The organism is Scytonema sp. UIC 10036, assembly GCF_009725235.1.
This window is the reverse complement of the sequence record NZ_WJFC01000005.1, coordinates 18,475-30,484: the sequence shown is the minus strand read 5'-3', so window position 1 is coordinate 30,484 and position 12,010 is coordinate 18,475. Positions and strand designations below refer to the sequence as shown.

At 40.8% G+C, this 12,010-nt stretch carries 13 protein-coding genes and 1 pseudogene; 10 read left to right on the top strand and 4 right to left on the bottom strand.

Going from position 1 to position 12,010, the window contains the following annotated elements; genetic code table 11:
* Positions 1 to 116 precede the first annotated feature (116 nt).
* Entirely contained in the window at positions 117 to 899 is a 783-nt protein-coding gene (locus F7734_RS04145; protein ID WP_155743518.1) for a glucose 1-dehydrogenase, read from the top strand.
* 101 nt (positions 900 to 1,000) lie between these two features.
* Positions 1,001 to 1,306, top strand: a complete 306-nt coding sequence (locus F7734_RS04140; protein WP_155743517.1) for a putative quinol monooxygenase — start codon at positions 1,001 to 1,003, stop codon at positions 1,304 to 1,306.
* A gap of 224 nt (positions 1,307 to 1,530) precedes the next feature.
* Here F7734_RS04140 and F7734_RS04135 read toward each other — a convergent pair whose 3' ends face one another.
* Together F7734_RS04135 and F7734_RS04130 are read right to left on the bottom strand one after the other, a co-directional pair.
* On the bottom strand, positions 1,531 to 3,297 hold the full coding sequence (locus F7734_RS04135; RefSeq protein WP_166481721.1) for a relaxase/mobilization nuclease domain-containing protein: 1,767 nt from the start codon (positions 3,295 to 3,297) through the stop codon (positions 1,531 to 1,533).
* 14 nt (positions 3,298 to 3,311) lie between these two features.
* The gene (locus F7734_RS04130; RefSeq protein WP_155743516.1) at positions 3,312 to 3,668 is read right to left on the bottom strand and encodes a MobB protein; all 357 of its coding nucleotides are present in this window, start codon (positions 3,666 to 3,668) and stop codon (positions 3,312 to 3,314) included.
* 1,186 nt (positions 3,669 to 4,854) lie between these two features.
* Between F7734_RS04130 and F7734_RS61690 the strand changes: the two genes are divergently transcribed.
* The 4 genes from F7734_RS61690 (at position 4,855) to F7734_RS04110 (ending at position 8,203) form a co-directional block, all read left to right on the top strand.
* A complete protein-coding gene (locus F7734_RS61690) occupies positions 4,855 to 5,706 on the top strand; it encodes a hypothetical protein (RefSeq protein WP_207714004.1) in 852 nt (283 codons plus the stop codon).
* 49 nt (positions 5,707 to 5,755) lie between these two features.
* Entirely contained in the window at positions 5,756 to 7,201 is a 1,446-nt protein-coding gene (locus F7734_RS04120; protein ID WP_155743515.1) for a hypothetical protein, read from the top strand.
* Between the two features lie 446 nt (positions 7,202 to 7,647).
* Positions 7,648 to 7,851 (top strand): hypothetical protein, encoded by a 204-nt coding sequence (locus F7734_RS04115; protein WP_155743514.1) that lies wholly within the window; start codon positions 7,648 to 7,650, stop codon positions 7,849 to 7,851.
* A 22-nt stretch (positions 7,852 to 7,873) separates the two neighbouring features.
* Entirely contained in the window at positions 7,874 to 8,203 is a 330-nt protein-coding gene (locus tag F7734_RS04110) for a hypothetical protein (protein WP_155743513.1), read from the top strand.
* Between the two features lie 201 nt (positions 8,204 to 8,404).
* Here the strand turns inward: F7734_RS04110 and F7734_RS04105 are convergent, their stop codons facing one another.
* Positions 8,405 to 8,626 carry a hypothetical protein gene (locus F7734_RS04105; protein WP_207714003.1) on the bottom strand — a complete coding sequence of 74 codons (222 nt, stop codon included), beginning with the start codon at positions 8,624 to 8,626 and terminating at the stop codon, positions 8,405 to 8,407.
* Between the two features lie 310 nt (positions 8,627 to 8,936).
* On the opposite strand from F7734_RS04105, the pseudogene F7734_RS65060 reads away from it, so the two are divergent.
* Positions 8,937 to 9,041, top strand: a pseudogene (locus tag F7734_RS65060) (effector-associated domain EAD1-containing protein); the annotation flags it as partial.
* Between the two features lie 9 nt (positions 9,042 to 9,050).
* Here the strand turns inward: F7734_RS65060 and F7734_RS04100 are convergent.
* A complete protein-coding gene (locus F7734_RS04100; protein ID WP_155743511.1) occupies positions 9,051 to 9,227 on the bottom strand; it encodes a hypothetical protein in 177 nt (58 codons plus the stop codon).
* 144 nt (positions 9,228 to 9,371) lie between these two features.
* Between F7734_RS04100 and F7734_RS04095 the strand changes: the two genes are divergently transcribed.
* The 3 genes from F7734_RS04095 to F7734_RS04085 all read left to right on the top strand — a co-directional run bounded on the left by F7734_RS04095 (position 9,372) and on the right by F7734_RS04085 (position 12,006).
* On the top strand, positions 9,372 to 9,572 hold the full coding sequence (locus F7734_RS04095) for a hypothetical protein (RefSeq protein ID WP_155743510.1): 201 nt from the start codon (positions 9,372 to 9,374) through the stop codon (positions 9,570 to 9,572).
* A 488-nt stretch (positions 9,573 to 10,060) separates the two neighbouring features.
* Positions 10,061 to 10,600 (top strand): hypothetical protein, encoded by a 540-nt coding sequence (locus F7734_RS04090; RefSeq protein ID WP_155743509.1) that lies wholly within the window; start codon positions 10,061 to 10,063, stop codon positions 10,598 to 10,600.
* A 158-nt stretch (positions 10,601 to 10,758) separates the two neighbouring features.
* Positions 10,759 to 12,006 carry a ParM/StbA family protein gene (locus F7734_RS04085; RefSeq protein ID WP_155743508.1) on the top strand — a complete coding sequence of 416 codons (1,248 nt, stop codon included), beginning with the start codon at positions 10,759 to 10,761 and terminating at the stop codon, positions 12,004 to 12,006.
* Positions 12,007 to 12,010: the final 4 nt, after the last annotated feature.

Sequence of the window (12,010 nt, the reverse complement as noted above, 5' to 3'; positions counted from 1 at the left end):
TGTCCTCACTCTAGATCGTAAGCATTCAGCTTCACCCATTGAGGTGTCTGTAAACGGCATACCTCACTGGTTGGCTTTGCACTGAAATTAACCTTCACAACAATGGAGAATTCACAATGAATCTGCAAAACAAAGTCGCTTTGGTGACAGGTGGAAGTTCGGGGATTGGGCGATCGACCGCGCTTCTGTTTGCCAAACGGGGAGCAAAGGTGGTAGTGGCTGCCCGCCGAGAATCCGAGGGACAAGCTGTAGTTGACCAAATTCGACAGTTGGGAGGAGAAGCCAGTTTTGTCAAAACCGATGTGTTGCAACCCGTTGAGATCGAGACGCTGATTCATAAAACGGTTTCGCTGTATGGTCAGTTAGATTACGCCTTCAACAATGCTGGAACCGAAGGTGCATTTGCCCCGATAACGCAACTGACTGAGGCGAACTGGGATCGAACCATTGATACCAACTTAAAAGCCGTCTGGCTGTGTCTGAAATACGAGATGGAGCAGATGATTCGCCAAGGAACTGGGGGAGCCATTGTCAACACCTCATCCTGGTTGGCTAAAGGAGGACTGCCCGGTTCCACCATTTATTCAGCTAGCAAAGGTGGCTTGGACGGCATGGTGCGAGCAGCGGCGCTGGAGTGTGCCCAACATGGGATTCGCGTCAACAACGTCAATCCCGGCATCATCGATACGGAAATGTTTCGTCGCTTTGGCAATCCTGACGATCCCAATGATGTAGTCGTGAAAACCTTTACCCAGCACATTCCAATGAAGCGATTGGGCGAATCAGAAGAAGTGGCAGAAGCGGTAGTCTGGCTTTGCTCCGATGCTGCGGCTTACATCACAGGACAGACGATCGCTGTTGATGGCGGCTTTGCCATTCCTGGTTTTCGCAGTTCTTGAATCGGCTAGAAGCAAGACCTGACAGAAATAACTAACTAATACTGAAATACAAAGCGCAAAGGTTGGCAAGAATTGGTTCATTACACACATTAGGAGAAACTATGAATGACTCTCTACTGACGATCGTTGCTCGTATTAAAGCAAAACTTGGAATGGAAGACCGAATGCGGCAAGACTTACTGGGTTTGCTTGCGCCCACTCGTGCAGAGTCGGGTTGCATCACCTTTGACTTATTGAAAGACGTAAATGAGCCAACGGTTTTTGTGCTGTACGAAAACTGGAAAGATCGGGCAGCTCTCGATGCTCACTTTGAGCAGCCTTACGTGAAACAGGTTTTGCAAGCTTATGAGGAGACGTTGGCGGAACCGATCGAGGTTTTGTCTCTGAAAAAAATTGAACCATCATGACTGCGATTTGTGGGAATGGTAAATATTCCTTAATTTGGACAGTTTTATCGCCCCAGCTTCCATAAAGCCAAAAGTAATGCTGGCTAGAGATTACAGATTATTTGCAGTTTTGAACGCATGAGTTTTTATACTGATGCCGATCTGCATAGAGGTAGCTTGACGTTTGGTAAATACTAGCATTTAATCTATCCTGAGTTGACTGTTTGTGGAAACCCAGGATATTACTACTGCTCAATTCCCCAATTAATTCGCGATCTATTTATTAGCGCTTGTTGGGTAAAGACGCGCAGGCTTTCAATCTGCTCGATTTCGTTTGTTGTTAGTTGGGTTGGTATCTCTTCATGCCACTTACCATTATGATAGCGGGTTTGCATCACAGGAATATCATCTCCATGACGGCAAACAGTCAGGACGTTTCCATCCAAGCTTGCGCTCAACTCTCGTCCGTTGATACGGTAACTATTAGTAACAAGCATATAGTTAGTTATAACAGTGACCAAATCTTTGATATTGCTTTGTAGGGGAGCCACAGGTGTAGGCGGATCTGCCACAGTGGGTACTTCTGCATCGCGATTGCGCGGAGCGCAGACGCTTGAAGGCGTTTCGCTTGAGGAGAAGCGACTAGCGTTGTGGGTAGAGGAGTCATTGATGAGCGATGGTTGTTCCTCTGTTAGGGAAATTGCACCATTATCTGCACTCAACTTTTGTTCTCCTCTTGATTTCTCCTTGAACCGCGACACTTTCTCTTCAACCTCAGCTATTTTCACTTGAGTTGGTTGCCTCAATTCTTCCAATGGTGGTGGCAGTTCCTCCTTAACCTCAGTTTCCACTCGCGATGGAGTATTTTGACTGAGCGATGATGACAGTTCGGTAGAGGGCTGTTTTTCGTTCAGCTGTTCGGGTTTTACTTTCTTCTTGACTGAGGTTTTTGCCGCAGCCAACTCTTTTTCCAATGTTGGTGTTGTTAAACCCTTTTCAAGGAAATTACTAAGTATGTTTTTACTATCAAAGAGATTGATATTGCTGTCAGCATCACCATTGCTATCGCTCGTACTGCTGTTAGTAGCTTTATTGCTATAGGAGTATTCTGCATAGCTTGAATCTGTGTTGTTTATGCAGTTAATTGCTTTTGTTTTGGCTTGTTGAATGACTTGCTTATCTCTGTCGCGATCGTATGTAACTCTATACTCTGATTGCAGTTTATTCCAACTGTAGGGTTTGTAAACTTGATAACCAGCAATTTTGACATTGTTATGGATGTAGGTAAAGCCAAGTAGTTCATCTCCCCTCATCTTGGGTAATACTGCAATATTGTTTTCCTCTAGCCGTTGAATGAAAGTAGAGACGCTGGGGCTATCTTGAATAGCTTCCCCTATTGCTTCCCGAATCATCTCCTTACTCGTTGGGGTTTTGTGCTTGCTGTTAATTGCTTTAATACTTTTTGAGCGGTTGGGACTTGTAGATGCAGTAATTCCGTACTCTTGTTCTAACTTTAAGGCGACAGCTTCATTCGTCGTTGATGTAACTTCTAACCCCAATTGAGCTGCAATTCGTCTAGTTGACACCTGGGAATTGAAATAGTCGTAGGAATCATTGACTAAGCTACCGTCTAACCGAATACGTGAAGCTATTATGTGCAGGTGTTCGTGGTTGCGATCGCTATGTCTAACTGCAACGTACTGGCTTATTCCCTTGGGCGAATTATCTTTCGGTAAATACCCCATATCCTTGAGATATTCTTTCGCCACATAACTGTACTGACTATCGGATAAATGTTCGTGATAGTTATCCCGATGGACAATTGAAATAATAAGGTGAGCGCACTGTAGTTTGACTGCTTTGTTCGAGTATTTGGTATTAAGGAACTGTTGGTTAAACTCATCCGGGGTTGTTCCTGTCATGTTGGTACTTATAATTGCAGCACCATCTTTCCCCAGAACGTACTGAAGCGTGTTAAGGAAATTAGGCTTTTTGTAGATGACTGGAATCACGTTTTACTGTTACTTTATTTACCCATACTGCTTTCTGGCAATTCACTTGGTTTGTCCTCACCCGTGCTCATCCGAAATGCAGCATTAATACACAAATCAATTTGTGCGATCGCCTGACGAACAGTATCTAACATCTGCTCGTTGCTTGCTTCAGAAGCTAGGTGAGACAGCATCATCAGTTCACTTTTGACCATACCTGCATGACCTCGAACAGCTATCAAATCAGGTGATGGCTGACAATACAACGATCGTCTGAGCGCACAATCTCGAATATACTGCGCTACTTTGACTCCACAGGAAAAAGCTTTACTCTCGATAGTAGTTTTTTCTTCGTCTGACAGTACGATTTCGACCCGATGCGACCTTTTCATCTGTGCGACTTTACACTTATCAATATTCTCCTGTCGATATTTTGACTTTTACTCAGAAGAATTGCCTACGGGTGTGTATAAAGATTTGATGATTTTTACTAGCAGTTATTTAAAAATTTACGCTAGTTGAAGAATGCAGAATTCAGAATCAATTAGTTAAAGGGTTCGCTACCTTCAATTCTGAATTCTTTTTTGTCATACTATTGTCAATAATTTTGCTTATTGAGAATTTTTTGAACTTTCCTGAATTGAAAGTTACCGGATTACGACATACCTTGTCACTAATATTGAAAAGTAGAATGCCCTACCTCAGTCAGTACTGCTTTGGACTAGTTTGATTGCAGGAAAACCTAGATATAGAAGGATTTTCAGCCATTTTAGGGTGGGTCTGAGGTTGGGAATTGAAGGTGTCATTAAGGTTTAACTAAGGTGACACTTAGGTTAAACTTAACTTTTCCAATTAGGGATAATTGTCGTATAAAAAGAGTAAATAGAAACATTATTTTAATTAAAAATTAGAGGATTTTGAGAATAATGGTGACACTTAAGTTGCACTAAGGTTTAACTAAGGTGTCACATTACTGCTACTAATACTTAAAAGTAGCAAAAAATACAATTAAAGACTTAAATATTAAGTATGCCGATAGGTTAAGCGTATTTGGGTGCCTGAAATTAAAACGATACTATTTGATTGGAATACTGCAGGATTGGATAAATCTCGTCCTGCACAAACCGTACAAATGGACAGTCTATACACAACTGAAAGCATATTTTCCGCAAAGTAAACACAGTAAGAAAGGTAATTCATACGCAACTCCGATAATCAGCGCACTGTTAAGCGAGCCAATAATGTGTTTGTATGCTATGACCTCAAAGAAAAATAAGCACTGTGCAACATAGTATTAGCAGGCTACAAGCGGTTCAGTGCTAATGTCCTAGTTGCAAAGGCAACCGACGTACCCCATACTCTTTACCAGTAGAATGTTTTCGTCAAGCGAACGAAAAAGGTAAACTTAAATTATTTACAAAATAAAAAACTTTTCTGTACATTCACTTACTTACTATCATTACCTGGGTTTTTATCAAATAAAAATTATGAATATGCCAATCTAGTATTTCTACAGTTTAGGTTTCTGTCAAAGTTGAATAAACTGATATATTAGTTAACTTCAAAAATAACTCAATTATGTTTAAGGAAGGATTTAGAAAACGAGCACAAGAGAGCCTGCGTTATGCGATAGAAGAATATGAAAGTTCTTGTAAGTATTTACAGAATGCCGCTGAAAGTCTTTATCAAACACGAGTAACACGTGGACGACTGGTTATTCAATTATGCGAAAATTATATTAATACTTTAAAAAAGTCTCCAATAGAATTAATCCAAGCAGTTGAGAGACTAAAATTTCAAATAAAAGAAATTACAGGAACAGACTTGGAGTTAACTAATGTAGATCCAAGTATCACGGCAGGGTCTACTGCTGGAGCAGGCGTTATGGCGGGCGTAGGGGTTGCCAGTTTTGGACCGACAGCAGCAATGGCATTTGCAACTACTTTTGGAACAGCATCAACAGGTACTGCGATCTCCGCTCTTTCTGGTGCGGCTGCTACCAATGCTGCTTTAGCTTGGTTAGGAGGTGGTGCAGTAGTAGCAGGCGGTGGTGGTATGGCAGCTGGAAATGCTTTACTAGCGTTAGCTGGACCGATTGGCTGGACAATTGGAGGTGTAGCTGTAGTAGGTAGTGGACTTTGGTTAAACGAGGAGAATAAGAAAATTGGCAGAGAAGCCTATAAACGTGCTATGGAAATTGAAGAGTGGACAACTAAAGTTAACACTGCAAAGACAGAAGTCGGTCTTATTGAAGAGCAAACTGTCAAACTCGCGAATCTTATTCACAGCGAATTGGAAAATATTAAGCAGAACGCTCCTCATGATTACCAAAACTTTAACCCATATCTAAAACAACAACTGGCAACTGTAATCAACTCTATCAATTCGCTCTCGCAGTCACTTCAAAAAACAGTAGACATTAAATGGTAAATATTAAAGGCAGCATTATTTATATTTATAATGCTGCTAATCCTTAGGTATGGAAAATATAGAAAATAAACATCAAACAACTCAATTTATTGCTGCAATTGTAGCAGAGGATAATCTGCGCCGAGCAGAACAGCTAGCGGCGAAACTTAGTCAGCAAGACCAAGCATTTTTTGAGGCGATCGCAGCGGTTGATAGAGTTCGTGATTTTATAGAATGTCCTGAAAATATTTTAGGAAATACAAGCACAAAACATGGTGAAATTGCAGAGCAAGTAGAAGTAGGTATCCGTAATGCTAAATCGCTCTTGCAATCCACCTCCACTCATGCCACATTTGAAGGTGTGAGTAGAACAGCACCAGAAGATTATTTAATTGATGGGGTTAAAGTACAGTCTAAGTTTATCAACGGGGCTGGAAATACTCTAGATCGCGTTCTCGATCACATGAAGAAATATGAAAACTTTGGTAGAGACGGATCGTATTACCATATTCCAAAAGACCAATATGAAACTATTCAAAAAATTTTGAAAGGTGAACAGGTTGAAGGACTAACAAGCCGTAATGCTCAAACAATACAAGAAAAGGCTCAAGAGATAGAGCAACTTTCTGGTCATTCTTTTAGTCAAACGGTTAAATCTGCCTCATCTAACTATGAAGATATACAACTTGGTAAAGTGAACGATACGCTAAAGCAACATGAGAAAGAATTAAAAAGAGAAAACGAAAAAATAAAAGACAGAATACAGACCGAATCTCAACCAGGTTTTGCTGATTTTACAAAAGTTGCCGTTAAAGGCGCAGTTATCGGAGGTAGTATTCGATTTGCAACTAAGCTTTACGCTAAGTATAAAGAAGGTAAAAATGTTTTCAAAGGCGAGTTAACAGTTGAAGATTGGAAGGAAATTGGATTTGAAACTGTTGAAGGGGCTGGGCTTAGTGGAATATCAGCAACAGCAATTTACGGGTTAACCAATTTTGCGAATATGTCTGCCCCTCTAGCTGGTGCTTTTGTTAGCGCGAGTATGGAAATTGCTAGCTTGCTTAGTAGTTTGAGTAGAGGGGAAATAACTTCTCATGAATTTGTTGAGTTGAGTTTATTTGCTTGTGCAGACTCAGCGATTGTTGGAGCTGGAGCGACTATTGGACAAGCGCTCATTCCAGTTCCCCTTATAGGGGCAGTTATTGGTGCGATCGCAGGTCGAATGGTTTCAGGTTTCTGTAAAAAGTTTTTCAAAAACAATACTCTACTTGTTCAGCAGGTAGAGCAATACTACCAGCAGTCACTTGCTACAATTAACCAAGTTGATCGGGCAGTAGTTGCTAATCTAATTGCTACGTATGAAAAACTAGGGAATTTAGCTGAAGCAGCTTTTGACCCCAACTTAAACCTTAAGCTAAGATTGCAAGCTAGTATCCAATTAGCTGAAGCGTATAATGTTCCTGATTCCAAGATTATCCATAATTTGGATGAGCTTGACTTGTTCATGCTTAGCTGAGATAAAAGCTTTTTAATTTATGCTAAATGGAAGATATGAGGAACCTGTGAAGCGAAGCGATGCTCGCCCTAATCAGCACGAGGAGTTTGAATCTTCAAAAACATGGCACGAATATTAAAATTGCGGGTAAAACCGAATGAGGGCGAATTATATAGTTAAAGATGTTGCAGGGTCTACAACTGAGGGACTATCAAAAACGGGCGAGCGCTCCCATTGTGGCAAATCTGTAATTGATAACTAGCAACTTGGGTTAATAGAACTAATTAGCGGCTTTTGAATCAGACCCGCTGATGACAATGGTTGGCGATCGCGCTAAAACATGGGTAGACTAGTTGTTTACCTCATAAATGATTTCTGGGTAAAACTTTATATAAAAATGCGAGTTTCTTCGGTAGGGATTACCGAAAAAACTTAATAGACTGAAAACAGCCTTTCAGATAAAAAAAATGGACATTATTACAAATATTAATGAAGCAGCTACGTTTGCAACAGTAGGTGCCGTTGTGGGTGTTACTGTTTATCACAGTGTTGGGGGAGCGGGTTTAGCAATTGGCGGAACTGCTTACGGTGTTGGTTTGGTTGCGTTCGCTGGCACTGGTGCAGTTGTTGGTTTAGCTGCGTATGGTGTGAAAAAATCGGTTTTTGGATAATTTATAACTTTATGGAAGAAAAATGATAAATATTTTGGATATTTACAACCTAGGTTGTAAATTAGTTGAAGATACGCGACACAAGCCGAAGCAATATTTAGGTGAAGTTGTCATATATGACAACAAAAATTGTAGATGGAAAATAAAACTTCGTTCTACGGGAACACGTGGACGTTACTTAAAGCTTTCATCACAAAATTGCAAGGAGTTAAGAGCATCTGCGGACGGGTATAAATCGTACTTACAAATGACGTCTTCTGAATGGGAAGTGCTTTACCGATTAGCTCATGGTGTAGAAGATGTTCAAGGGCGTGCTCAACAGATTTTAAACAGATTAATCGGACAAGACTGAGCGATCGCGCTCCTTAAACCCCACACCCAACACTGATTGGGCAGTGGGGTATTTTGCAATGGTGGCAATCAAAACACAGCGACCGAATCCGGTATTATTTTTGGCTGAAATGCGTATAAGGAGTAGATTGTGGGGAGATGAGCTTATTTCGTTGCACCTTTAGATTAAAAATACTAATTCTTCCTTGCGTTAAATTTACAATCAAACTCTTCCTTCCTGAATGAGGATATCAATTTCTTTGCAGGCATCTTCAATAAGCCGATCTTTATGATTTTGACTGTAATTGACTACGGAAACCTGTTTTACAAAAGGTATTTCATTTCCTTCTGAATTAAGAAGCTTAAAGTCTAAACGAGAATTACTACTAACGGGTAGTGAATATATTTTTATTTTTATGCCTTTATATGTAATTATTTCTGCCATTTTCTTCGTTTTATTTTTCCCGTGATTTAATAATAACGAATAAATACCTTTAAGGCTACTGACACTGAGACTGCTGCTATGAATGGTGTCCACAGTCTAAAAAGCGTTGTAAGGTATGGACGCCAGAAAGTTTCATCTACTAGATTTATTCGTGAAGAATCGGGAGCGGTAGGGGTGGGTGTTGGGAGTAGGGAAGCAACTGGAATTAATCTTTGGCCTCCTGTAGAATGTTGTAGATATTTTTCTATAAGTTTGTAGTTTCCTAGTAAATTGTCACAGAGTTTGAAAAATGAGCTGATCTGGACGGCAGTGCAAGGAAATACAAGAAGCTCTAGTTGGTGCTTTTCCTACAAAATCATCATTAGAGAAAATGCTGTCGTTTGAATTAGATGAGAACCTAAATGCGATCGCAGGAGAAGGAAATTTACATGGCGATCGCAAGAAGACTGCGTTGTTCGGCGCTCCCCGCCAAGTAGCGTACTGGATCGGCGAAAGGGATGTAGAGACCGTTTTCAAAATGGGTGAAAGTTTGGTCTAGTGCCTGTTCTGTACTGGGTTCAAATTCAGCGGGTAACCATTGGGTTACCAAAGCATCCATCAAAAACTACCCTCCTCCAGATGCGATCGCGCAGCGTCGTTGAATCAGCTGCGGAGGGTCGCACGGTGTTGGAGGTTGATAAAAGTGGTTCCGCCTGAAAAAAAATGAAGCGATTTCGGATCGCTTGAAATATATAGGATTGGAGCAATGGCTACTGATATACTCTTTTCCATAATTACTGATGATGTTCTCCTACCAGATACGCTGACAGGAGGTGGGGACAGCCTGTTATTTATTTTAGAAATCCCATCTCTAAAATATTTTTGGGGGGTGGGTCTGGCTCGCGCAATGATTCAAGCATCAAAAATTTACCGGATTATGACATACCTTGTCACTAACATTGACTAGTAGAATGACCCCACCCCAGTCAGTACTGCTTTTGACGAGTCAGAGTGCTGGAAAATCTAGATATAGAAAGACTTTCAGCCATTTTAGTGAGGGAGACGACGTTGGGAATTGAAAATGTCACTAAGGTTTAATAATGGTGACAGTTAGGTTAAACTTAACTACTCCAGTTAGGGATAATTATTGTATTAAAAAACTAAATTGAAATAGTTTTTTAGGTAAAAATTAGAGAATTTTTAACAGTTAGGTGACATTTAAGTTGCACTAAGGTTTAACTAAGGTGTCACATTACTGCTACCAGTAGGTTAAAGTAGTGAAAGTCACAAATTAATACGTAATTTTTTATTAAATCGATAGACTAACCGTATTTAGTATGGGTATTGATTTGATAAATAGCAATTCTTTGTTGGGGATTAACCTTCTACTGGATAAAATTCTTTTGCCATTTAAATGAACAAGTGATTATGACTAGGAAACAGGATACAAATTCAGTGCTAAGGATCATTAGGAAAAAGAACTCGCGCCAGGGACAATTACTCGAATACTTGAAGGTACGAAAGGAGGGAGGAAGCGATTTGGCGATGATAGCAATTACTTCTTACTACCTGCCAGATTGTTTGTATGATTCGGGTGTGAGGGGAGTTGAACTGCAACGGGCGGTTGTGGATGCGATCGCGCAGTTGGAAGCACAGATATTGAAGCTCAAGTACAATTATGGGATGGGGCAATTTCCCCAAGTGGTCGTCATAAACCCGATTGGAGGGGTGTCCGATCTGGGACTTGATTCGACTCAAATAAGTAGTGTGGCGAATGTCAATCCTAATCCCGCAGTTTCGTTTTTTGGTAATGAGGCGACAACTGCGACTGTTAGTACTGCCAAGGTAAATCCGGAGTCAGTAGAGATGGTTTCTCTGAAGGAGGAATCTTTTTTGGAGGAAGATTTAGACGATGATGACGGTTTTTTTGATGATGATTCTGATGTGATACTACCTGGAAGTATTGAAGGGGATGCAGGATTTCGATTGGCATAGAACAAAATCAACAATCCTGCATAACCGTATGAGTTGAGTATGAACTTTTTTTTAAATCAATGTAATGCTGCTGTAAAGAAGGTTTCTGGCTATACCGGAATAATATTTGTAGCAGTTAGATTGTAAGAAATAGTACAAGACTCAAAAAAAATGAAGATATGGCTAAGACGGCTAGCAAAACTGAAGTTAAAAAAATAGTTTTGACTTTAGATATGGGTGGGAGCAAAACCAAGGCGATCGTTCAGGAATATTCAGCGATGTTACCGACAGTTTTGCTTTTAGACTCAGAAGTTGCTGATGTAGGTAAGGCTTCAGTTGAAACAGTTGAACCCGAAGGGTTGCCGGAAAACCGAGCTTGGGTGGGAATACGGGGTGAATATTACGCTTTGGGAGAACTTGCCCGCCGTCGATTTGGGGGTATATCGCAACTTAAGGAACTCAAGTACCAACTAGCAGTACCTAAGGTGTGCGGTGTCATTTGGCTTGCTAAAGAGAAGTTGAACTTGGGCAATGATGTTAGTGTTTACCTGAGTATTCTGCTACCACCGGGAGAGGTTAGCGATAAGGAACAGTTAGAAACCCGTTTGAAGGAAACATTTAGGGGGTTTGAAACACCATCAGGCAAGATGCGGGTGAAGATGCTTTATTGTAATATTTCTTCTGAAGGGAGTGGTTTATTCTTCCACCGTAAGCGTACTTTGAGTGAAGTTTTTCCTTCGATGTACGTCATGCTTGGTTATCGTAACGCCAGTGTTTTTACTGTTCGAGATGGTGTTGCTGGTGTAGGAGTCACCAGTAATTTTGGAATGTTTTGGTTGGTTAATAATTTTGTTTCTAAGACCTCAGGGCTAACCCCAGATAATTCAAATATTGTCGAGGTATTGGTGGAAGCAGGCGTTAGTTGCGATCCCCTCGTGCTTCAAAAACTCTCACGCAAGCGCAAACGCGAAGACATTCAACTTGATGGTGAGATGATGTCCAAGGCTTTATTGCTTGCTAGAGATGAGTATTCGCGTGCTATTGTGAGGTGGTTGCGCTCAAAAATGGATGAGGATGTTAAAGAGTTGGTATTTTGTGGTGGGACTGCCGATTACATTCGTTCAGAGATAGACACTTACTTTCAGAACCAAGGGATTAAGCTCTCTTGGCACGCTGATATAACTCTACCCGATGAGATTTCTGCTGGTATGGGTAATCGCATGGCTGATGTCTATGCGCTGCACCAGTATATGATTATCCAGTTTGATAAGCTAACAGGTTACGAGCGTTCCAACTCATCATTACCTACTCAACCAATTCAAACTCAATCAACTACAGCTAGTTTGTCTGAGGGCACAAAACAACAGTACGGTTTTGAGTTTCCCACTCGTCCCCCCCACTTTATAACTGTTAACGAGAAAGTCTAGTTTG